This window comes from Streptomyces sp. CA-146814, assembly GCF_050942385.1.
Classification (GTDB): domain Bacteria; phylum Actinomycetota; class Actinomycetes; order Streptomycetales; family Streptomycetaceae; genus Streptomyces.
Genome location: NZ_CP192068.1, coordinates 6,948,058 through 6,969,915, shown reverse-complemented (window position 1 = coordinate 6,969,915; position 21,858 = coordinate 6,948,058). Strand labels below are relative to the sequence as shown.

At 71.0% G+C, this 21,858-nt stretch carries 17 protein-coding genes and 1 pseudogene; 12 read left to right on the top strand and 6 right to left on the bottom strand.

Annotation, left to right across the window (positions count from 1 at the left end; all coding sequences use genetic code 11):
* Nucleotides 1–27: 27 nt before the first annotated feature.
* Nucleotides 28–2,430, bottom strand: coding sequence for an MFS transporter (locus ACQP09_RS30785; protein ID WP_433405638.1), 2,403 nt, complete (start codon nt 2,428–2,430; stop codon nt 28–30).
* A 221-nt stretch (nt 2,431–2,651) separates the two neighbouring features.
* Nucleotides 2,652–3,095, bottom strand: coding sequence for an SRPBCC family protein (locus ACQP09_RS30780; protein ID WP_380951972.1), 444 nt, complete (start codon nt 3,093–3,095; stop codon nt 2,652–2,654).
* A gap of 149 nt (nt 3,096–3,244) precedes the next feature.
* On the opposite strand from ACQP09_RS30780, the gene ACQP09_RS30775 reads away from it, so the two are divergent.
* A complete protein-coding gene (locus tag ACQP09_RS30775; RefSeq protein WP_433405636.1) occupies nt 3,245–4,279 on the top strand; it encodes an Rv2578c family radical SAM protein in 1,035 nt (344 codons plus the stop codon).
* A gap of 193 nt (nt 4,280–4,472) precedes the next feature.
* On the top strand, nt 4,473–6,065 hold the full coding sequence (locus ACQP09_RS30770) for an alpha/beta hydrolase (protein WP_433405633.1): 1,593 nt from the start codon (nt 4,473–4,475) through the stop codon (nt 6,063–6,065).
* Nucleotides 6,066–6,086: 21 nt separating this feature from the next.
* On the opposite strand, the gene ACQP09_RS30765 is transcribed toward ACQP09_RS30770, so the two are convergent.
* Nucleotides 6,087–6,725: a HEAT repeat domain-containing protein gene (locus ACQP09_RS30765; RefSeq protein ID WP_432152432.1), complete on the bottom strand. Its 639-nt coding sequence runs from the start codon at nt 6,723–6,725 to the stop codon at nt 6,087–6,089.
* 385 nt (nt 6,726–7,110) lie between these two features.
* Here ACQP09_RS30765 and ACQP09_RS30760 point away from each other — a divergent pair, with 385 nt between their 5' ends.
* Both ACQP09_RS30760 and ACQP09_RS30755 read left to right on the top strand, forming a co-directional pair.
* Nucleotides 7,111–8,892: a 3-hydroxyacyl-CoA dehydrogenase family protein gene (locus tag ACQP09_RS30760; RefSeq protein ID WP_433406817.1), complete on the top strand. Its 1,782-nt coding sequence runs from the start codon at nt 7,111–7,113 to the stop codon at nt 8,890–8,892.
* Nucleotides 8,893–8,983: 91 nt separating this feature from the next.
* On the top strand, nt 8,984–9,799 hold the full coding sequence (locus tag ACQP09_RS30755) for a TetR family transcriptional regulator (RefSeq protein ID WP_433405631.1): 816 nt from the start codon (nt 8,984–8,986) through the stop codon (nt 9,797–9,799).
* Here ACQP09_RS30755 and ACQP09_RS30750 read toward each other — a convergent pair.
* Nucleotides 9,786–10,550, bottom strand: a complete 765-nt coding sequence (locus tag ACQP09_RS30750) for a restriction endonuclease (protein ID WP_433405629.1) — start codon at nt 10,548–10,550, stop codon at nt 9,786–9,788. The genes ACQP09_RS30755 and ACQP09_RS30750 overlap by 14 nt on opposite strands.
* A 132-nt stretch (nt 10,551–10,682) precedes the next feature.
* Between ACQP09_RS30750 and ACQP09_RS30745 the strand changes: the two genes are divergently transcribed.
* From ACQP09_RS30745 to pssA, 8 genes are all read left to right on the top strand, one after another.
* Nucleotides 10,683–11,477, top strand: coding sequence for a GNAT family N-acetyltransferase (locus ACQP09_RS30745; protein ID WP_433405627.1), 795 nt, complete (start codon nt 10,683–10,685; stop codon nt 11,475–11,477).
* Nucleotides 11,478–11,833: 356 nt separating this feature from the next.
* Nucleotides 11,834–13,171 (top strand): crotonyl-CoA carboxylase/reductase, encoded by a 1,338-nt coding sequence (ccrA, locus tag ACQP09_RS30740; RefSeq protein WP_433405625.1) that lies wholly within the window; start codon nt 11,834–11,836, stop codon nt 13,169–13,171.
* 9 nt (nt 13,172–13,180) lie between these two features.
* Nucleotides 13,181–15,193: a protein meaA gene (locus tag ACQP09_RS30735; RefSeq protein ID WP_433405624.1), complete on the top strand. Its 2,013-nt coding sequence runs from the start codon at nt 13,181–13,183 to the stop codon at nt 15,191–15,193.
* Complete coding sequence (locus tag ACQP09_RS30730) at nt 15,190–16,164, top strand: HpcH/HpaI aldolase/citrate lyase family protein (protein WP_031123361.1); 975 nt, start codon at nt 15,190–15,192, stop codon at nt 16,162–16,164. The genes ACQP09_RS30735 and ACQP09_RS30730 overlap by 4 nt, the downstream gene beginning before the upstream one ends.
* 2 nt (nt 16,165–16,166) lie before the next feature.
* Nucleotides 16,167–16,670 (top strand): MaoC family dehydratase, encoded by a 504-nt coding sequence (locus tag ACQP09_RS30725; protein WP_432152425.1) that lies wholly within the window; start codon nt 16,167–16,169, stop codon nt 16,668–16,670.
* 42 nt (nt 16,671–16,712) lie between these two features.
* Nucleotides 16,713–17,954 (top strand): acyl-CoA dehydrogenase family protein, encoded by a 1,242-nt coding sequence (locus ACQP09_RS30720; RefSeq protein WP_355880917.1) that lies wholly within the window; start codon nt 16,713–16,715, stop codon nt 17,952–17,954.
* Between the two features lie 180 nt (nt 17,955–18,134).
* Nucleotides 18,135–18,779: a phosphatidylserine decarboxylase gene (locus ACQP09_RS30715; RefSeq protein WP_404071574.1), complete on the top strand. Its 645-nt coding sequence runs from the start codon at nt 18,135–18,137 to the stop codon at nt 18,777–18,779.
* The gene (gene pssA / locus ACQP09_RS30710) at nt 18,766–19,626 is read left to right on the top strand and encodes a CDP-diacylglycerol--serine O-phosphatidyltransferase (RefSeq protein WP_433405621.1); all 861 of its coding nucleotides are present in this window, start codon (nt 18,766–18,768) and stop codon (nt 19,624–19,626) included. The genes ACQP09_RS30715 and pssA overlap by 14 nt, the downstream gene beginning before the upstream one ends.
* Before the next feature lie 255 nt (nt 19,627–19,881).
* Here pssA and ACQP09_RS30705 read toward each other — a convergent pair.
* Nucleotides 19,882–20,981: pseudogene (locus ACQP09_RS30705) on the bottom strand (PP2C family protein-serine/threonine phosphatase).
* Between the two features lie 118 nt (nt 20,982–21,099).
* A complete protein-coding gene (locus ACQP09_RS30700; RefSeq protein ID WP_433405620.1) occupies nt 21,100–21,855 on the bottom strand; it encodes a PIG-L family deacetylase in 756 nt (251 codons plus the stop codon).
* Between the last annotated feature and the right edge of the window lie 3 nt (nt 21,856–21,858).

Genomic DNA, 21,858 nt, shown 5'->3' with positions numbered 1-21,858 from the left:
AGCTCACCCTCGTACGCCTCAGTCGCTTCAGTCCTCGTGGCCCAGCTGGAGGTCCCGTTCCGTGCGGCCGCCGCCCGCCACCTGGAGCACGGTGGCGACCGGCGGATAGCCGGCGGCGATCACCGTGTACTCGCCGGACGAGAGGTCGACGAACCGGAACGAGCCGTCGGGCCCGGTGGTGAGCGTGTCCACCACGTTGCCCGCCGCGTCCAGCAGCGTGACCCGGGCGTCCTCCACCGGCCGGCCGCCGGTGGCCCGGACGACGCCGCGCAGCACGGCCCCGCCCGCCAGCTCGATGTCCTGCCGGGTCTCGCGGGCCGCCTGGACGCTGACCGGGAGCGCGGCGGGCCGGTGGGCCGGGGCGCTGGCGGCCAAGGTGTACTCGCCCGCGACCAGTTCGCTGATGACGTAGCCGCCCGCGCGGCCGGTGCGGGTGGAGGCGACGACCTCGCCGCGTACGTCGGTGAGCGTGACGGCCGCGTCCGGTACGGGCACACCGTCCGCCGTCAGGACGGATCCGGCGAGCCGTCCGGCGCCGCCGAGAACCACGTCCAGCTCTACGGGGCGGTCGCCGACGGTGACGCTGACGGCCTGCGGCTGGTGGCCGCCCGCCGCCGCGATGAGGACGTAGTTCCCGGCGCCCGGGACGCTCAGCGCGTACCGCCCGTCGCCGCCGCTGGCCCCGCGACCGATCTGCCGGCCCTGGACGTCGATGAGCGTGAGGGCGGCCCGGTCCACCGTCGTACCGTCCGGGTGCTGGACGCTGCCGCGCACGGGCACTCCGGAGAGCCCGGCAGGTGCGGTGCGGGCGGCGGGGACGGGCGAGGGCTCGGCGGCGGTTTCGGGGCTGTGGTGGGACACCAGCGGTTTCTCCTTGAGGAAGAAGGCGAGGACCAGGCCGAGGACGAGCACCGGCACGAGGTAGAGGAAGATGCGCGGCATCGCGTCGACGTACGCCTGGACGTAGGCGTCGCGCAGCGCCGGTTCCATCGCGTGGACGAGCTGCGGGGTGATCGACTCCGGTGGCGGCAGCTCGACGCCGGTCGGCAGGCGGACACCGAGCGAGTCGGAGAGCCGGCCGGCGAAGAGCGTGCCGAAGATGGCGGCGCCGACGCTGCCGCCGATCTGCCGGAAGTAGTTGTTGGCGCTGGTGGCGGTGCCGAGGTCGGCGGGGCGGACGGAGTTCTGCACGGCGAGCACGAGCACCGACATGACCAGGCCGATGCCGGTGCCGAGCACGGCCTGCCAGAGGCTGTACTCCAGGCGCGAGGTGCCCGCCTCCATGCCGGAGAGCAGCCACATGCCGACGACGGAGACGGCGCCGCCGACGATCGGATAGATCCGGTAGCGGCCGGTACGGGTGATGAGCTGGCCGGAGACGATGGAGCCGCCGACGATGCCGAGCATCATCGGGAGCATCAGCAGCCCGGACTCGGTGGCGCTGGCCCCGTCCACCATCTGGAGGTAGGTCGGCAGATAGCTGGCGGCACCGAAGAGCGCGATGCCGATGACAGCGCCGATGAGGCCGGTGATGTTGAAGATCGAGTCGCGGAACAGCCGCAAGGGGATGATGGGTTCGGCCGCGCGGTGCTCGACGGTGACGAAGAGCAGCGTCGTGACGACGGCCCCGGCCGTCAGGCCGAGGATCGTCCGCGAGCCCCACGCGTACTCCGTTCCGCCCCAACTGGTCACCAGCACCAGGCAGGTGGAGGCGGCGGCCAGCAACACCGCGCCCAGGACGTCGAGTCGGGGACGTACGGCGGGCTTCGGAAGCTTCAGCACCACCGCGATCACGGCGAACGTGACCAGCCCGAACGGCACGTTGATGTAGAAGCACCAGCGCCAGGAGGCGTGGTCGGTGAAGAAGCCGCCGAGCAGCGGCCCGGCCACCGAGGCAAGGCCGAAGACCGCGCCGATGAGGCCCATGTAGCGGCCGCGCTCCCGGGGCGGGACGATGTCCGCGATGATCGCCTGGACGCCGATCATGAGCCCGCCGCCGCCGATGCCCTGGAGCGCGCGGAAGGCGATCAGCTCGTCCATGGTCCGCGACCAGCCGGCCAGCGCGGAGCCGACGACGAAGACGACGATCGCGAACTGGAAGACGCCCTTGCGGCCGAAGAGGTCGCCGAGCTTGCCGTAGAGCGGCAGGACGATGGTGGAGGCGAGGAGGTAGGCGGTGACCGCCCAGGACATCTTCTCCAGGCCGTGCAGCTCGCCGACGATCCTGGGCAGGGCGGTGGCGACGATCATCTGGTCGAGCGCCGCGAGCAGCAGGGTGAGCATCAGCCCGAGGAAGACCATCCGGACCCGGCGGGGGCTGATCTCCTCGGCCACCGGGTGCGGTCGGGCGTCGGCCGGTGGCGGCGGATCTCCGACGGCAGCCGCCGTACGGTCCGGCTCGTCCTTCAGCAGCGTGATTCCGCCCACCACGTAACGCTCCCCTTCGTCGCACCTGCGCCGCCCATTTCTCGCACCGCACGGCAAGGGGGGGCAAACGGGATGAGGGGCGCGCAGGCGCGTACGGAGGGCTTATGCGCCGGTGGGAGCCACTACGGCGCACAACCGGCCGGACCGGAAAACCACCCGTTCCGGTGAGGCCGGCCGATCCGGAGCACGCCGGGCCGCTCGGCGGCCCGGCGCAGGCGGATGAGCTACTTCTCGACCTCGGTGGCGAGGTTCTGCAGCAGCTCGTCGTAGATCCGGCCGAGGCCCTTGGGCGCGAAGGTGCGCTCGAAGAAGCCGCCGATGCCGCCGGCGCCGTCCCAGACGGTGGTGACGACGGCCTTGGACTTCCCCTCGCCGGCCGGGGTGACGGTCCAGGTGGTGACCATGGAGGAGTTGCGGTCCTTCTCGACGAGCTGCCCGTCGGTCGGCTCGGTGACCTCCAGCAGGCAGTCGCGGACGCGCTTGCTGGTCGCCTGGAGCTTCCAGTGGACGAGGGTGCCCTCGCCGTCGCCTCCCTCCCGGACCTCGTACTCGCTGTAGTGCGGGGTCAGCACCTTGCCGCGGACGTCCTTGTAGTCGGCCAGCGCATCGAACACCGCCTCTGCGTCCGCCGCGATGATCCGCTCCGTGGTGGCCTCGACCTGCGCCATGGCTGTTCCTCCAGCAGTCCGTGATTCCGGGGGGTGAGCTGAGCCAACCACCTCGGGTGCGCCGTTCAAAATCGGGGCCGGCGGGCCGGTTCGCACGATCAAGGGAACAAGTGTTCTATTCTGTGGCCAGTGCTACCGAGGAGGCGTCCATGCGCTGGGACAATCTGGTCGAAAACCGCCCCATGACCGGCAACAGCGCGCTCTTCGCCGCGGACGCGGTGACCACGCGCACCTTCGACACCCCGGAATTCCGGGGCATCACGTTCCATGAGATCCGGGCCCGTTCGATCCTGAACCGGGTGCCCGGGGCCTCGCGGATGCCGTTCGAATGGACGGTGAACCCCTACCGGGGCTGCTCGCACGCCTGCGTGTACTGCTTCGCCCGCAAGACCCACAGCTATCTGGACCTGGACACCGGCATCGGGTTCGACTCCCAGATCGTCGTCAAGACCAACGCCGCCGAGCTGCTCCAGCGGGAGCTGGCCTCGCGGCACTGGCAGGGCGAGCACATCGCGATGGGCACCAATGTCGACTGCTACCAGCGGGCGGAGGGCCGCTACCGGCTCATGCCGGGCATCATCACCGCCCTGCGCGACCGCGCGAACCCCTTCTCGATCCTGACCAAGGGCACGCTGATCCTGCGCGACCTGGAGCTGCTGCGGCAGGCCGCCGAGGTCACCGAGGTCGGCGTCTCGGTCTCCGTCGGCTTCACCGACCGCGAACTGTGGCGCACGGTCGAACCCGGCACCCCCTCCCCCGGCCGCCGCCTCGACGTCGTCCACGCGCTCACCGAGAGCGGGATCGGCTGCTCGGTCCTGATGGCCCCGGTGATCCCGTTCCTCGGCGACAGCCCCGAGCAGCTGCGCGCCACCGTCTCCGCCATCGCGGCGGCCGGGGCGACCTCGGTGACCCCGCTGGTCCTGCATCTGCGCCCCGGCGCGCGCGAGTGGTACCTGCGGTGGCTCGGGCTCCACCATCCGCATCTGGTACCGAGGTACGAGCGGATGTACGCGGACGGGGCATACGCCCCCACCTGGTATCAGCGCCGGATCACCCGTCAGGTGCACGAGCTGGCGGACGAGTTCGGGATCGGCCCGGCGCACCGGGGCGAGGCCCGCCGGGTCACGCCGGTGCGGACACCGGAGGAGCCGGAGCCGGGACCCACCCAGCTCACCCTGCTCTGACGCCGTGAAGCTCTGACGACATAAAGCACGCCCTGCACGCCCCTGCACGCCCTCCGCACGCCTCCCGCAGACCCGATCGCGTGACCGTACGGGTCAACTCCGCGCGGAATCGGCCCCCGGCCCATGGATCTCGGGGACCATGCGGCGGGGACCGGCCGACCGCCGCCGCGTCCCCTCCACCTCGGGAGGCCCCATGACGAAACGTGCAGGAATCCTGGTCGCCGCCGGCGCCACGGTCGCCGGTCTGCTGGCCGCCGCTCCGGCCCCGGCCGCCGCCTCGCAGGCGAGCGCGCCGCCCGCCCCGGAGCTCGCCTGGACCGACTGTCCGACGGAGAACCATCCGACGCTCCAGTGCGCCAAGGTGCGCGCTCCGCTGGACCACACCGACCCGGCGGGCCGCCAGGTCACCCTCGCCCTGTCCCGGATCCCGCACACCGCGAAGACCTACCAGGGCCCGCTGCTGGTGAACCCGGGCGGGCCGGGCGGCAGCGGCCTGTCGATGGCCGGGTTCGTGGCGTCGGCGCTGCCGAAGAAGGTGGCGTCCCAGTACGACGTGATCGGGTTCGACCCGCGCGGCGTCGGGAAGAGCAGCCCGCGCCTGGACTGCCTGCCCGGCCACGCCGACCCGGTCCGCCCGGACTCGGTGCCGACCTCCTACCGCGACGAGCGGATCAACCGCGACCGGGCCGCCGCCTTCGCCCGCGCCTGCGGCGAGAAGCACGGCGATGTGCTGCCGTACATGGACACGGTCAGCGCCGCGAAGGACCTCGACGTGATCCGGCGGGCGCTGGGCTCGGAGCAGATCAACTACTTCGGCTACTCGTACGGTACGTATCTCGGCGCCGTCTACGCGAAGCTGCACCCGGAGCGGGTGCGGCGCCTCGTCCTGGACTCGGTGGTCGGCCCGGACGACGTCTGGTACGAGGGCAACCTCAACCAGGACTACGCCTTCGACGACCGCCACAAGGCCTTCGCGGCCTGGGTGGCGAAGCACGACGCGGCGTACGGGCTCGGCACGGACCCGGCGGAGGTCGAGGCCGCCTGGTACCGGATGCGGGCAGCCGTCGCGGCGGAGCCGGTCGGCGGCAAGGTCGGCGCGAGCGAGCTGGAGGACGCCTTCCTGCCGGGCGGGTACTACAACGGCTACTGGCCCTACCTCGCCGAGGCGTTCGCAGCGTACGTGAACGACCAGGACGACGAGGCGCTGGTGAAGGCGTACGGGAACTTCGGCGCCACCGGCACCGGGGGCGGGAACAGCTACTCCGTCTACACCGCCGTCCAGTGCCGCGACGCCGGCTGGCCCCGCCACTGGTCCACCTGGCGCAACGACACCCGCCGGATCCACGACAAGGCGCCCTTCATGGCGTGGAACAACACCTGGTACAACGCGCCGTGCGCCAGCTGGCCGGTCGCGCCGCTCACCCCGGTCCAGGTCACCAACCACCGCCTCCCGGCGGCCCTGATCCTCCAGGCGACCGGCGACGCGGCGACCCCGTACGCGGGCGCGGTCGCCATGCACCGCAAGCTCAAGGGGTCCAGCTTCGTGGTGGAGGAGGGCGGCGGGAACCACGGCATCACGCTGAGCGGCAACACCTGCCTGGACAAGCACCTGACGGCCTATCTGACCGACGGGACCGTCCCGCGCGGCCGGGGCGAGGGCGAGGCGGACGCGGTCTGCGCCGCGCTCCCGGACCCGAAGCCGCTGCCGGCCGCGAAGGCGGCGGCCCAGTCGGTGGACAACAGCGCGGGCAGCCGTCTGCACGGGCTGCTGGGGCCGCGCCACTGATCGTTCGAAGAGAGAAATTCCTTACGGCAGCCGCTCCAGCGCCTGCGCCGCGGCCTTCGCCAGGCGCGGGTGCGGGAGGGCCGCCGTGAGGACCGGGCGGGCCCGCCGGTCACCGAGCTGGCCGAGGCCCTCGACACAGGCCAGCGCCACCCTCCAGTGCTTCTCGCCCGGGGCCAGCAGGCGGTGGAGGGTGGCGACCAGCGCGGGGACCGCCTCCGGAGCGCGCAGGGTGGTGAGCAGGCGGACCGGGTGCAGGGCGTACGCGGTGCGCAGCGTGTTGGTGGCGAGCGCGGCGGCGGCCCGGGGCGTGCGCGGGTCGTTCAGGCGGGCCAGGGCATGGGCGGCGGAGACGCAGCGCTCCGGGTCGCGGTGGTTGAGCAGGAGCACCAGCGCCTCGAAGGCCCGCCGGTCGCCGGCGCAGCCGAGCCGGAAGGCGGCGATCTCCCGGGCCCAGAGCGGACGCCCGGGCTCCACCAGGATCCGGGCCAGCAACTCGTGGTCGTGGGTGGCCACCAGCACGTCGTACACGGCCAAGGCGTGCGTGGCCGGGTCGCACGTGGCCGGATCGTGCGCGGCCGACGCGTATGTGGTCCACTCGGCCGGCTTGGCCGCCACCTCGTCCCGTAACCGGTCCACGAGCGAACGGAGTTCCTCATCCATGACGCTCAGCGTATCCATGGACACGCTACGTGTGGGACGGCCGGGAGGAGTCGATGTGGTCCAGCGCACAAAGACTCAGGGGTGGCACGCTCGTTACTCGCCGGTTAATCTCATCTGAGCGGGAACACACTCCCCGCGACTCCGGTGGCCTGGTGACGCAGCCATCCGGAGTGCTTGTCGGTTCGGCAGTTATCCGTGCGACGCGACTCCGGGACAGAGTCGCTCACCCTCACGGCCGGGCGTGCTTCCCGCGCCCCGGCCCCGCGCTCCACGACACGCATCGCGCCGTACGCCACGCGGCCACGCGCCCCGCATGCCTCGCGCCGCTCCCTCATCGCCGCGCGCCGCCTGCTCCCACAGTCGTCACTCACCCTGGAGTCCCGTGATGGACACCCCGCTCTCCACCATTGCCGTCGTCGGCCTCGGCACCATGGGCACCGGCATCGCCGAGGTCCTGGCTCTCGCGGGCCGCGAGGTCATCGGTATCGACATCAGCGAGGCGGCCGCCCGGCAGGCCGTCACCTCTCTCGAAGCGTCCACCGCACGGGCCGTCGGGCGCGGGCGGATCACCGAGCAGGAGCGGGCCGAGGCGCTCGCCCGGTTCCGTACCCACGACACCCTCCAGGCCGCCGCCGAGGCCGAATTGGTCATCGAGGTCGTGCCGGAGACGTACGAGATCAAGCAGCAGGTGTTCCGGGAGCTGGACGCCGTCGTCTCCCCCACCGCGATCCTCGCCACCGGGACGAACGCCCTGTCGGTGACCCGGCTCGCCGCCGAGTCGCAGCGGCCCGAGCGCGTGCTCGGCCTGCACTTCTTCAACCCGGCGCCCGCGATGAAGCTGGTCGAGGTGGTCTCCTCGGTGCTCACCGCGCCGCCGGCCGTCGAGGCCGTCACCAGGCTGGCGCGGGAGCTCGGCAAGGAGCCGGTCGCGGTCGGCGACCGGCCGGGGTTCGTCGCGGACGGGCTGCTCTTCGGCTATCTCAACCAGGCCGCCGCGATGTACGAGGCGAACTACGCGTCCCGTGAGGACATCGACGCGGCGATGAAGCTGGGCTGCGGCCTGCCGATGGGCCCGCTGGCGCTGCTGGACCTGATCGGGATCGACACCGCGCGTACGGTCCTGGAGGCCATGTACGCCGCCTCCCACGACCGCCTCCACGCCCCGGCTCCCATCCTCGGCCAGCTCAGCGAGGCGGGCCTGACCGGACGCAAGGCCGGACGCGGCTTCTACACGTACGACGCACCGGGCGGCCAGGGTGTCGTGGCCGACGCGCTGACGCCTTCGCCGGAAGCAGCCTCCGGTACCGGCCGTGAGATCGCCTCCGTCGGCGTCGCCGGCTCCGGAACCATGGCCTCAGGCATCGCCGAGGTCTTCGCCAAGGCCGGGTACACCGTGGTCCTGGCCGCCCGTGGCCAGGAGAAGGCGGACCTCGCCAAGGCCCGGATCGCGAAGTCGCTGGAGCGCTCGGTGGCCAAGGGACGGCTCACCGCCGAGGCGCGGGACGAGACGCTCGGCCGGATCACGGCGGCCGGTTCGCTGGACGCGTTCGCCGAGGTCGACCTGGCCGTCGAGGCGGTCGCCGAGGACCTGGAGATCAAGCAGCAGCTCTTCGCCACCCTGGACAAGGTCTGCCGCCCCGGCGCGGTCCTCGCCACCACCACCTCCTCGCTGCCGGTCATCGCGATCGCGCGGGCCACCGGTCGGCCCGAGGACGTCATCGGGATGCACTTCTTCAACCCGGCGCCCGCGATGAAGCTGGTCGAGGTCGTCCGTACGGTCCTGACCGCCGACGACGTCCACGCCACGGTCCGTACGGTCTGCGCGAAGATCCGCAAGCACCCGGTGGACTGCGGGGACCGGGCCGGGTTCATCGTGAACGCGCTGCTCTTCCCGTACCTCAACAACGCGATCAAGATGGTCGAGGAGCACTACGCCTCGCTGGACGACATCGACGCGGCGATGAAGCTGGGCGGCGGCTACCCGATGGGCCCGTTCGAGCTGCTGGACGTGGTCGGGCTGGACGTCTCGCTCGCCATCGAGAAGGTGCTGCACAAGGAGTTCCGCGACCCGGGGCTGGCTCCGGCGCCGCTGCTGGAGCACCTGGTGGCCGCGGGCTGCCTCGGCCGCAAGACGGGCCGTGGCTTCCGCGAATATGCCCGTCGCTGACCGGGGAGCCGGGTGGGGCGGGCTGCTGGGACCCTCCGGCGGTCCGCCCCCGAAGGCGCGCTCTCCTGCACCGATGCGTTACGTTCATGCCATGTCCCAGCCCGCCAAGTCACCCCGTGCCACCGCCGCGCCCGACGCCCCGGAGACCACCGCGGGAACGCGCGCGGCCGCCCAACGGCTCAAGATGCGCCGCGAACTGGCCGCAGCCGCGATGGAACTCTTCGCCACGAAGGGGTACGAGGCGACGACCGTCGACGAGATCGCGGGCGCCGCGGGCGTCGCCCGCCGGACCTTCTTCCGCCACTTCCGCTCCAAGGAAGAGGCCATCTTCCCGGACCACGACGACACCCTCGTCAGGGCCGAGGCCGTCCTCAACGCCGCACCCGCGCACGAGCATCCGCTCGACACGGTCTGCCGCGGGATCAAGGAGGTCATGAAGATGTACGCGGCCAAGCCCGCCGTCTCCGTGGCCCGTTACAAGCTCACCCGCGAGGTACCGACCCTCCGCGAGGCCGAGATCGCGTCGGTGGCCCGCTACGAGCGGCTGTTCACCCGCTATCTGCTGGGCCACTTCGACGAGCGCGACCACCACGTGGGCAACGACGACCCGCTGCTGGCGGAGGTGGCCGCGTCCGCCGTGGTCACCGCGCACAACCATGTGCTGCGGCGCTGGCTGCGGGCGGGCGGCCAGGGCGATGTGGAGGCCCAGCTCGACCGGGCCTTCGCCATCGTGCGTGAGACCTTCGGCACCGGCATCGGGGCCGGCCGCACCGCCCAGGCCGAGCCCGCCGGCACCCTGGCGGCGACGGTGGCGACCGAGGGCGAGGTGCTGGTCGCGGTGGCGCGTACGGACGCTCCGCTGGACGAGGTCATGCGGACGATCCAGCAGGCGCTCAAGGAACGCTGAGCCCGGAGACCGCCGCCGTCTCCCACGGCGGCGGTGCGCCGCCCTCGCTCCAGGCGGCCAGTTCCTCGGGGCCGTAGCAGAGGATGGCGCACTGCTCGGCGTACTCCAGCGCGGGTTCGGTGAAGCCGCCGGTGGAGACGACGAGCGCGATGTCCGCCTCGTGCACCGCGTAACAGGTGCCGCCGAAGCGCTGGAGGTCCTGCGATCCGGCCCGGTTGTCGGCCCCGTACCGCTTGCACTGGACGACCAGGCGGCGGCCGTCCGGGGTGGTGCCCACGACGTCGGCGCCCAGGTCCCCGGCACCGCCCACCACCTCGGCGTCCGCGCACCCGTCGCGCCGGCAGAGCTCGGCCACGGCCTCCTCGAAGGCGTAGGGGTCCAGCTGCGCGTAGTCGACCAGGTGGGCGGCGACCTCCGGGGACGCCAGGCGCCGCTCCTCGCGCGCCGCCTCGGCGGCGTCCAGCTCCGCGATTCCGGCGTCCACGATCCCGTACGCGGCGTCCGTGACGGCCTCCGCGATCCGCCGGGCCCGACGGCGGCGGCGCAGCACCAGGAGGGCCGCGACGAGGAGCAGGGCGATCACGAGCCCGGCGGCGACCGGATGGCGTCCGGCGCTCCGCCAGGCGGCCTGCAGCGCCATGCCGCCGCCCGCGAGGACCAGCGCGATCAGGGCGAAGCCGAAGGTGGTGCGGCGGAGGTCGAAGGGGCCCCGGCGCCGGTGGATGCTCCCTCTGCGGATCGGTATCGCCATCGGTGTCCCACCCCTGTCTGCCGGACCATTTCAAGATCACTTGGTTCCGCACATCTGCCCCGGGCCGGTCTTTCGACGCGCGCGGGCCGAAAACCACTGGTCCGCCGGTCACCGCTGTGCTGAGGTGCGCGGATGCTGCATACAGAGACACGTGACCTGTTCGACCGCGAGATGCGGGAGCACGCCCGCCCCGACGGACCCGGCGTACGCGTGGAGCGCGCCGGTCCCGTCGTACGCCAGGTGGGCGGGCCGGATGACTGGAACGGGGTGGTGTGGTCGGACCCGGAGCTGGACGCGGCCGGGGCGGACGCCGCCATCGCCGCGCAGATCGAGCACTGCACGGCGCTCGGCCTGCCGGATTTCGAGTGGAAGCTGTACGCCCATGACCGCCCCGCCGACCTGGGTGACCGGCTGCGGGCGGCCGGATTCGTGCCGGAGGAGCCGGAGAAGCTGCTGGTGGCGCCGGCCGGGCTGCTGGCCGGACGGGTCGAGCTGCCCGAGGGGCTCACGCTGGTGCCGGTGACCGACGCGGCGGGCGCGGAGCTGATGGCTCGGGCCCATGAGCGGGCGTTCGGGACCGACGGGACCCGCCTCCTCCACCAGGTGGTGAAGCGGCTGGCGGAGGCGCCGGAGGACTTCGTGGCGGTGATGGCCGTGGACCGCGACGGGGAGCCGGCTTGCTCCGGGCGGATGGAGCTGTACCCGGGCACGGGGTTCGCGGTGCTGTGGGGCGGCGGGACGGTGGCCGCCTGGCGCGGGAAGGGCGTCTACCGGGCGCTGGTGGCGTACCGGGCGCGGATCGCCGCCGAGCGCGGCTACCGCCACCTCCAGGTCGACGCGACCGACATGTCCGCGCCGATCCTGCGCCGGCTCGGCTTCACGGAGCTGGGGACGACGACGCCGTATGTGTACCGACCGGTGCGGTAACCGCCTGCCAGCAGGACAGAACGCCTCGTAACGCCCATCGTGTTGCTCATGCGTGCCTACGAGATGACAAGTGAGAGAAATTGTTGGCACTGGGTGCCTTGTCAGGTGTCACGGAGTGCCATACGTTGAAGGTGTCCGGGCGGCCGGCGTGCTGGGATCTCACGTACGCCGGCTGTCCCCGCAACCACCGTGCTGCGCGCCCGGACGCCTGCGTCACAGGCACCCTTCTGCTCCACCCGAGCAAGCCGAAGCTCCACCCGCCGAACCGACGGCAATACACCTCCACACCGCACCGCTCCCCTGCCAGCAGGGCCCCTCAAGCGTTCCCTCGACGCCGCATCACCGGAGGCAACACCGTGAAGGAAATCCTGGACGCCATCCAGTCGCAGGACAGCACGCCCGCGGACTTCGCGGCCCTGTCCCTCCCCGAGTCCTACCGCGCGATCACCGTGCACAAGGACGAGGCGGAGATGTTCGCGGGGCTCGAATCCCGCGACAAGGACCCGCGCAAGTCGCTCCACCTGGACGAGGTCCCGGTCCCCGAACTCGGCCCCGGCGAGGCCCTCGTCGCCGTGATGGCCAGCTCGGTGAACTACAACTCCGTCTGGACCTCCATCTTCGAGCCGGTCTCCACCTTCGGCTTCCTGGAGCGGTACGGACGGCTCAGCGAGCTCACCAAGCGCCACGACCTGCCGTACCACGTCATCGGCTCCGACCTGGCGGGCGTCGTCCTGCGCACCGGCCCCGGCGTGAACGCCTGGAACCCGGGCGACGAGGTCGTCGCGCACTGCCTCTCGGTCGAGCTGGAGTCCTCCGACGGCCACAACGACACGATGCTCGACCCCGAGCAGCGCATCTGGGGCTTCGAGACCAACTTCGGCGGCCTGGCGGAGATCGCGCTCGTCAAGTCCAACCAGCTGATGCCGAAGCCGACCCACCTCAGCTGGGAGGAGGCGGCGGCTCCGGGCCTGGTCAACTCGACCGCGTACCGCCAGCTCGTCTCCCGCAACGGGGCCGGCATGAAGCAGGGCGACAACGTCCTGATCTGGGGCGCCAGCGGCGGACTCGGCTCCTACGCCACGCAGTTCGCGCTGGCCGGCGGCGCCAACCCGATCTGTGTCGTCTCCTCCCCCGAGAAGGCCGACATCTGCCGGTCGATGGGCGCCGAGGCGGTCATCGACCGCAACGCCGAGGGCTACAAGTTCTGGAAGGACGAGCGCACCCAGGACCCGAAGGAGTGGAAGCGCTTCGGCAAGCGCATCCGCGAGTACACCGGCGGCGAGGACATCGACATCGTCTTCGAGCACCCGGGCCGTGAGACCTTCGGCGCATCGGTCTACGTCACCCGCAAGGGCGGCACGATCACCACCTGCGCCTCCACCTCGGGCTACATGCACGAGTACGACAACCGCTACCTGTGGATGTCGCTCAAGCGGATCATCGGCTCCCACTTCGCCAACTACCGCGAGGCGTGGGAGGCCAACCGCCTCATCGCCAAGGGCAAGATCCACCCGACGCTCTCCAAGACGTACACGCTGGAGGAGACCGGCCAGGCCGCCCACGATGTCCACCGCAACGCCCACCAGGGCAAGGTCGGCGTCCTGGCCCTGGCACCCCGCGAGGGCCTGGGCGTCCGCGACCAGGAAATGCGCGAGCAGCACATCGACGCCATCAACCGCTTCCGCAACGTCTGAGGTTCTCCCATGACCGAACGTCAGAAGGACCGGCCCTGGCTCATGCGGACGTACGCCGGTCACTCGACCGCCGAGGCGTCCAACGAGCTGTACCGCCGCAACCTCGCCAAGGGCCAGACGGGTCTCTCGGTCGCCTTCGATCTGCCGACGCAGACCGGATACGACCCGGACCACATTCTCGCCCGCGGCGAGGTGGGCCGTGTCGGTGTGCCCGTCTCGCACCTCGGTGACATGCGCCGGCTGTTCCAGGACATCCCCCTGGAGCAGATGAACACCTCGATGACGATCAACGCGACCGCCATGTGGTTGCTGGCGCTCTACCAGGTGGTCGCGGAGGAGCAGGGGGCCGACCCCCACAAGCTCCAGGGGACCACGCAGAACGACATCGTGAAGGAGTACCTCTCGCGCGGGACGCACGTCTTCCCGCCGGTGCCCTCGCTGCGGCTGACCACGGACATGATCACGTACACGGTCAACCGCATCCCCAAGTGGAACCCGATCAACATCTGCAGCTACCACCTCCAGGAGGCGGGGGCCACCCCGGTCCAGGAGATCGCGTACGCCATGTCGACCGCCATCGCGGTGCTCGACGCGGTCCGCGACTCGGGCCAGGTGCCGGAGGAGAAGTTCGGTGACGTGGTCGCCCGGATCTCGTTCTTCGTGAACGCGGGCGTCCGCTTCATCGAGGAGATGTGCAAGATGCGCGCCTTCAGCCGCATCTGGGACCGCGTCACCCGCGAGCGGTACGGCATCACGAACGAGAAGCAGCGCCGCTTCCGCTACGGCGTCCAGGTCAACTCCCTCGGCCTGACCGAGGCGCAGCCGGAGAACAACGTCCAGCGCATCGTCCTGGAGATGCTGGCCGTCACCCTCTCCAAGGACGCCCGCGCCCGTGCCGTACAGCTGCCGGCCTGGAACGAGGCGCTGGGGCTGCCCCGGCCCTGGGACCAGCAGTGGTCGCTGCGGATCCAGCAGGTGCTGGCGCACGAGAGCGATCTGCTGGAGTACGAGGACATCTTCGCCGGGTCGCACGTCATCGAGGCCAAGGTGGACTCGCTGGTCGAGGAGTCGCTGGCGGAGATCGACCGGATCCAGCAGATGGGCGGCGCGATGGCGGCCGTCGAGTCCGGCTATCTCAAGTCCGAGCTGGTCTCCTCGCACGCGGCCCGGCGGGCCCGGATCGAGGGCGGTGAGGAGAAGATCGTGGGCGTCAACATCTACGAGACGACCGAGCCCAACCCGCTCACCTCGGACCTGGACGGCGCGATCATGACCGTCGACCCGGCGAACGAGGCCCGGGTCGTCGCGGCGCTGCACGAGTGGCGCGACAACCGCGACGAGGCCCGCGCGACGGAGGCGCTGGCCGCGCTGAAGAAGGCCGCCGCGGGCACCGAGAACATGATGGAAGCCACCGTCGAGTGCGCCCGCGCGGGCGTCACCACCGGCGAGTGGTCCTGGGCGCTGCGGGACGTCTTCGGCGAGTTCCGCGCGCCCACCGGGGTCTCCTCGGCCCCGGTCGCGGTCACCGCCGAGCCGGGCAGCACGCTGGCGCTGGTCCGCGAGAAGGTCACCCGGACCGCCGCCGACCTGGGCGTGGGACGGCTGCGCCTGCTGGTCGGCAAGCCGGGTCTGGACGGACACTCCAACGGGGCCGAGCAGATCGCCGTACGGGCCCGTGACGCCGGGTTCGAGGTGGTCTACCAGGGGATCCGGCTGACCCCGGAGCAGATCACCGACGCGGCGCTCGCCGAGGACGTGCACTGCGTGGGGCTCTCCATCCTCTCCGGCTCGCACGCGGAGCTGGTGCCCGACGTGCTGCACCGGCTGCGCGAGGCCGGGGCGCCGGACATCCCGGTGATCGCGGGCGGCATCATCCCGCCGGCCGACGCGGCGGCGCTCATCGAAGCCGGTGTGGCCGCCGTCTTCACCCCGAAGGACTTCGGTATCACGGAGATCATCGGCCGTATCGTCGACGAGATCCGGAAAGCGAACAAGCTCGACCCTCTGGAGGTCTCCGCATGACCACGCCCACCACCCCCGTGAACCGGCTGCGCCCCCGGCGTTCGTGTCTGGCCGTGCCGGGCTCCAACCCGCGCTTCCTGGAGAAGGCCCAGGGCCTCCCGGCCGACCAGGTCTTCCTGGACCTGGAGGACGCCTGCGCGCCGCTCGCCAAGGAGGGCGCCCGCCACCACATCGTGGACGCGCTGAACAACGGTGACTGGAGCGGCAAGACCCGGGTCGTGCGGGTCAACGACTGGACGACGCACTGGACGTACCGGGACGTCATCACGGTCGTCGAGGGCGCGGGTCCCAACCTCGACTGCATCATGCTGCCGAAGGTCCAGGACGCCCAGCAGGTCGTGGCGCTGGACCTGCTGCTGACCCAGATCGAGAAGACGATGGGCTTCGAGGTCGGGAAGATCGGCATCGAGGCGCAGATCGAGAACGCCAAGGGCCTGGTGAACATCGACGACATCGCCGCCGCCTCGCCCCGCCTGGAGACGCTGATCTTCGGCCCGGCCGACTTCATGGCCTCCATCAACATGAAGACCCTGGTGGTCGGCCAGCAGCCGCCCGGCTACCCGGCGGACGCGTACCACTACATCCTGATGCGCATCCTGATGGCGGCCCGTACGCACGACCTCCAGGCGATCGACGGCCCGTTCCTCCAGATCCGTGACGTGGACGCCTACCGCGAGGTGGCCGGCCGCGCCGCCGCCCTCGGCTTCGACGGCAAGTGGGTGCTGCACCCCGGCCAGGTCGACGCCGCCAACGAGGTGTTCTCGCCCTCGCAGGAGGACTACGACCACGCCGAGCTGATCCTCGACGCCTACGACTGGTGCACCTCGGAGGAGGGCGGCAAGAAGGGCTCCGCGATGCTCGGCGACGAGATGATCGACGAGGCCAGCCGCAAGATGGCCCTGGTCATCGCGGGCAAGGGCCGGGCCGCCGGAATGCAGCGCACCTCCAAGTTCGAAGCCCCGGAGGCCTGATCATGCAGTTCGGACGCACTTTTGAGGAGTTCGAGGTCGGTGCCGTCTACAAGCACTGGCCCGGAAAGACGGTCACGGAATACGACGACCACCTCTTCTGCCTGCTGACCATGAATCACCATCCGCTCCACATGGACAGCAACTACGCGGAGAAGACGACCGATTTCGGGAAGAACGTCGTCGTCGGCAACTACATCTACTCGCTGCTGCTCGGCATGTCGGTGCCGGACGTCTCCGGAAAGGCCATCGCCAACCTGGAGGTCGAATCGCTCAAGCACATCGCGCCGACCTTCCACGGCGACACGATCTACGGCGAGACGACCGTCCTGGACAAGACCCCGTCGAAGTCCAAGAACGACCGCGGGATCGTGTACGTGGAGACCAAGGGCTACAAGCAGGACGGCACTGTGGTCTGCGTGTTCCGCCGCAAGGTGATGGTCCCCACCGAGACGTACATCAAGGAGCGGGGCGGCGAGCAGCCGGGCCGCCCGACGCCCGCCATCTAGGCGCGATCAACCAACCCGCGTGAAGCCACAGGAGAAGCAGCCATGACGCGACTCGCCCAGACCGCCGGTCTGAACGACATCCAGCGGGAAATCCTTTCCACGGTCCGGGATTTCGTCGACAAGGAGATCATTCCGGTCGCGACCCAGCTGGAGCACCGCGACGAGTACCCCACGGAGATCGTGGAGGGGCTCAAGGAACTCGGCCTGTTCGGGCTGATGATCCCCGAGGAGTACGGGGGTCTGGGAGAGTCGCTGCTCACCTACGCGCTGTGCGTGGAGGAGATCGCGCGCGGCTGGATGAGCGTGTCGGGGATCATCAACACGCATTTCATCGTGGCCTACATGCTCAAGCAGCACGGCACCCAGGAGCAGAAGGACACGTTCCTGCCGCGGATGGCGCTCGGCGAGGTGCGGGGCGCGTTCTCGATGTCGGAGCCGGCGCTCGGCTCGGATGTCTCGGCGATCACGTCCAAGGGCGTGTGGGACGGAGGGGGCACCTCCCGCTCGAGCGGAGCCGAGAGTGGGGGAGAGTACGTTCTCAACGGCCAGAAGATGTGGCTGACGAACGGCGGGACGTCGACGCTCGTCGCCGTACTGGCCCGAAGTGACGAAGGCCACCCCGAAGGCACCGCGCCGCACAAGTCGATGACGACCTTCCTCGTCGAGAAGGAGCCCGGCTTCGGAGAGGTCCGGCCCGGCCTGACCATCCCCGGAAAGATCGACAAGATGGGGTACAAGGGCGTCGACACGACCGAACTCATCATGGACGACCTGCGCATTCCGGCCAATCGGGTCCTGGGGGGCACGACCGGCCGAGGGTTTTACCAAATGATGGACGGTGTCGAGGTCGGCCGGGTAAATGTCGCAGCGCGTGGCTGTGGCGTCGCACAGCGTGCATTCGAGCTGGGTGTTTCGTACGCCCAGCAGCGCCACACCTTCGGCAAGCCGATCGCGCAGCACCAGGCGATCCAGTTCAAATTGGCTGAAATGGCCACCAAGGTCGAAGCCGCCCATGCGATGATGGTGAACGCAGCACGCAAAAAGGACTCCGGGGAGCGTAATGACCTGGAGGCAGGGATGGCGAAGTACCTCGCCTCCGAGTACTGCAAGGAAGTCGTCGAGGACGCCTTCCGTATCCACGGCGGTTACGGCTTCTCCAAGGAGTACGAGATCGAGCGCCTCTACCGCGAGGCCCCGATGCTGCTGATCGGTGAAGGTACCGCCGAGATCCAGAAAATGATCATTGGTCGGCGACTCCTCGAGGAGTACCGATTCCAGGGCTGATTGTCCCCTTCCTGGTGATTTGGTGGCGAAGAACATCACACCGGGTCACCTTCGGCGGGGGTCGTCCGACAGTCCGACTCGGCTGCTGGCTTGCCCAGTTGCGCCCGGCAACCGATACCATCTTCGGAAAGCCGCCGTCCCCCGTTGCCAGCGCGGCATCATCCGCTACGAAGGTCATTCATGCCCGACAGCCCTATCTCCGCCCGCGGCGGGGTCCGCATCGCACGCGGAGCATCGCCGTGGCTCCTCCCGACCGTCGCCACCGCGGCCCTCAGCCTGGTCCGCGCCCGCAAGTCCGGGCGCTGGGCAGCAGCGGCCGTGCCCACCACCGCGCTCGCGGCGGGCATGCTGTGGTTCTTCCGTGACCCCGAGCGCGAGATCGCCGAAGGCCGGGTCATCTCCCCGGCCGACGGTGTGGTGCAGAGCATCATGCCGTGGAAGGACGGGCGCACCCGGGTCGCGATCTTCATGAGCCCGCTCAACGTCCACGTCAACCGCGCGCCGCTGGCGGGCACCGTGACGTCGGTCGAGCACATCCCGGGCGGGTTCGTTCCGGCGTTCAACAAGGAGAGCGAGAACAACGAGCGCGTTGTCTGGCACTTCGACACCGAGCTCGGCGACATCGAGATGGTGCAGATCGCGGGAGCGGTCGCCCGTCGGATCGTGCCGTACCTCCCGCAGGGCACGAAGGTGGAACAGGGCGAGCGCATCGGCCTGATCCGCTTCGGCTCACGCGTCGACATCTACCTTCCGGAAGGTATCGATGTCGCGGTCGAGGTCGGCCAGGCCACCACCGCGGGGGTGACTCGAATTGACCGTAGTTGATCCCAATACCCAGGCCGACTGGGTTCCGGAAGCCGACGAGGCGAGCGACAACGACGCGGAGGACATGCCGCTGTCGATGCGGCTGTCGATAGCGGACACGCTCACTCTCGGTAACGCCACGTGCGGATTCATGGCGGTGTACTTCACCACCACCGGGATCCTCATCCCGCACCTCACGGGCAGCGAGGAGACGGGCATGGCCCGTCACTCGGCGGCCACCGCCGTGATCCTCATGCTGATGGCGGCGATCTTCGACCTCTTCGACGGGCTCGTGGCACGGAAGCTGCGCTCCTCGCCGATGGGGGCCGAGCTGGACAACCTCTCCGACCTCATCAGCTTCGGGCTCGCCCCGGCCTACTTCGTGCTCGTGTACGGGATGGTCGCGGACGACGCCCACCAGCGGGTGTCGGCGCTGGCGGCGATCGTCGTGCTGCTCGCGGTGGTGCTCAGGCTGGCGAGATTCTCCTGTGTGACCTTGAAGGACGGCATGTTCCAGGGCATGCCGAGCCCCTTCGGAGCGCTGACGGTCGTCTCGATCGTGCTCCTGGAGCTGCCGTTCGTCCCGACGCTGCTGGCGATCATCGGGGTGGCGTGGCTGATGGTGAGCCGGGTCGAGTACCCGAAGCCGCGGGGCATCCTCGCGGTGGCGATGCTCAGCTGGATCGTCGGTGCGATGGGGCTGCTCGCGGCGTGGGCGTTCGACGCGCCGGGCGGTCAGCTGCTGCTCCAGACCGGCTGCGCGCTCCAGGTCGTCCTCGGTGCGGTGATCCCGCTCTTCGCCACCGCGCGACGGGTCAACACGTTCCGTGACAACCGGCGCGAGGCACGGGCGGCGCAGCTCCCGTAGCGGTACGGACGCGGCGTTACGTATGCGGAACAGGGCTGGGGCCTGTCGTCGTACTGCCGTCGTTGCCCGAAGGGCGGCCGCGCGGCGCATGGTGCGTGCGATCGCAAGGCGCCGGAATGGTCTCGTAGCGGAGCTACTTGGCCATTCCGGCAACGCTGCGAGCGTGCGTGCCAGGCGTCGTGCGGCAGACGGCAGTACGACGACAGGCCCTAGGGCCCGGATGCTCCCCGGCATCCGGGCCTTCGTGCGTCTCCGTCACCGGTCCGCCGGAGCGCGGGTGACCGCCAGGATCGCCATGTCGTCCTGGTGGCCGTCTCCCGTCCACCGCCCGACGTCCGCCGCCAGATCGGCCACCAGGGTCCCGGGCGCGGTGTACGGGCTCCTGCGGAGCCGTGACGAGCGGCACGGGTCGTAGAACGTCCCCGCGCGTCCCGGGCCTCGGTGACGCCGTCGGTGACCAGCAGCAGCGAGGCGCCCGGAGGCAGAACGACGGTGTCGGCCGCCTCGTCCGGACCGGCCGCCGCCGCGCCGAGGCCCATGCCGAGCGGCAGCCGCGGCACGCGGGCGTCCAGCCGGACCACTTCTCCCCCGTGCACCAGGTACGGCGCCGGGTGGCCCCGGTTGTGCAGGCGTACGGTCCCGCCGTCGGCCGCGACCTCCGCCAGCAGGGCCGTGGTGAAGTCCTCGTCGGACGCCGGCCCGCCCGCCCGTGCCGCCTCCCGGGCCAGCGCCTCGTCGAGCCGGCGGGCCAGCTCGGGCAGGGTCGGCGCGTACTCGGCCTCCTGGCGGAAGGCCCCGATGGCGACGGCGACCGCCGCGATGGCCTGGAGCCCCTTGCCCCGGACGTCCCCGATCATCAGGCGGGGCCCGAAGGGCGTGTCCTGGACGGTGTACAGGTCTCCGCCGATCCGGGCCTCGGTCTGGGCCGCCGTGTAGCCCGCCGCCACCGCCAGCGGGCCCGCCGCCGTCGGCGGGTCCGGCAGCACGGCCAGCTGCACCGCCTCCGCGACGCCCCGCGCCTGCGCCAGATCCTCCACCTGGCGGGCGAGGAGCCGGTTCACCACCAGGGCCAGCGCGCCGATGAGGCCCACCACCGCCAGGTCGACGTAGAGGGCGTCGGCGGGCCGGCCGTGGTGCAGGTCCAGCGCCAGCGTCACCGCGCACGCGATGCCCGCGACGACCGCCGCCGCCCGGAACGAGAGCATCGCCCCGGCCACCAGACCGGCCGCCGCCAGCAGCGGAAGGCCCATGTACGGACGAGGCGCCAGGAGGTTCAGCAGGAAGCCGCCGACCAGCGCGAGCACGGCCAGCGCCCACGGGACGCGCCGCGCGGGAAGCGGGAATCCGTCGGCCATGAGGTCCCCTGTCGCCGAGCCGTCGGGCTTACCGGAACCCACCATTCCATCCGGCCGCTCCCTCCGCAGGGCCCGGGCCCGTCCGGCCGCTCCGTCCGCAGGCTCCGGGCGGTCGGTCTCACTCGCCGGGGCGCGGCTCCCACGGCTCCAGGCTCCAGATCAGTTCGGCGCGCAGCGGGCCGGAGCGGGCGAGGAAGGTGCCGTGGTCCGGGGAGAGGGCGGCGAGCTGCGAGGCGTGGCTGAGGACCGCCGCGCGTTTGGCGGCCCACTGCTCGTCGGAGAGCACCAGCTCGCGCTCGACGGTGACCCGGTGGCGGCGGGTGAGCTCCTGGTAGGCGGTGCCCCACTTCTGGCTGGCGGCCAGCGCCCCGGACGCCTGGGGCGTGCCCCACTCCGGCAGGTGGCCGGTGTAGGGCAGGTCGGCGTAGACCCAGGGAGCGGGGGCTCCGGCGGCGGCGAGGGCGCGTTCGGCGCGGAGGCGTACGGCCTCGTGGTCGGGCTGGTTGGTGCCGAGCGGGACGAGGACCTGTGTGGTGGGCGCGAGGCCGCTCAGGAGGGCGTCCAGAGCGTCCGGGCCTTCGCCGTCGGTGACGTACGGGCCGTCGGGGTGGTCGATCAGGAGCTGCTCGGCGCCCAGCAGCTCGCAGGCGCGGGCGTCCTCGGCGCTGCGGACCCGGTGGGCCTCGGCGGCGGTGGTGAAGCCGCAGACGGAGTCCCACCAGGAGACGGGCGCGCCGGGCGGTGGCGGGCCGCCGTGGACGGTGACGATCGCGAGCGGGCCGGGCAGGGTGGGCAGGAGCCCGGCGAGGGAGAGCGCGGCGTCGTCGAAGTGCGGTGAGACGACGAGGGTGCGCCAGGGGGGCGGTACGGGCACGGT

Coding starts and splice junctions, on each gene's coding strand:
- ACQP09_RS30780 (WP_380951972.1), bottom strand. CDS start 3,095: ATGGCGCAGGTCGAGGCCACCACGGAGCGGATCATCGCGGCGGACGCA.
- ACQP09_RS30775 (WP_433405636.1), top strand. CDS start 3,245: ATGCGCTGGGACAATCTGGTCGAAAACCGCCCCATGACCGGCAACAGC.
- ACQP09_RS30770 (WP_433405633.1), top strand. CDS start 4,473: ATGACGAAACGTGCAGGAATCCTGGTCGCCGCCGGCGCCACGGTCGCC.
- ACQP09_RS30765 (WP_432152432.1), bottom strand. CDS start 6,725: ATGGATGAGGAACTCCGTTCGCTCGTGGACCGGTTACGGGACGAGGTG.
- ACQP09_RS30760 (WP_433406817.1), top strand. CDS start 7,111: ATGGACACCCCGCTCTCCACCATTGCCGTCGTCGGCCTCGGCACCATG.
- ACQP09_RS30755 (WP_433405631.1), top strand. CDS start 8,984: ATGTCCCAGCCCGCCAAGTCACCCCGTGCCACCGCCGCGCCCGACGCC.
- ACQP09_RS30750 (WP_433405629.1), bottom strand. CDS start 10,550: ATGGCGATACCGATCCGCAGAGGGAGCATCCACCGGCGCCGGGGCCCC.
- ACQP09_RS30745 (WP_433405627.1), top strand. CDS start 10,683: ATGCTGCATACAGAGACACGTGACCTGTTCGACCGCGAGATGCGGGAG.
- ACQP09_RS30735 (WP_433405624.1), top strand. CDS start 13,181: ATGACCGAACGTCAGAAGGACCGGCCCTGGCTCATGCGGACGTACGCC.
- ACQP09_RS30730 (WP_031123361.1), top strand. CDS start 15,190: ATGACCACGCCCACCACCCCCGTGAACCGGCTGCGCCCCCGGCGTTCG.
- ACQP09_RS30725 (WP_432152425.1), top strand. CDS start 16,167: ATGCAGTTCGGACGCACTTTTGAGGAGTTCGAGGTCGGTGCCGTCTAC.
- ACQP09_RS30720 (WP_355880917.1), top strand. CDS start 16,713: ATGACGCGACTCGCCCAGACCGCCGGTCTGAACGACATCCAGCGGGAA.
- ACQP09_RS30715 (WP_404071574.1), top strand. CDS start 18,135: ATGCCCGACAGCCCTATCTCCGCCCGCGGCGGGGTCCGCATCGCACGC.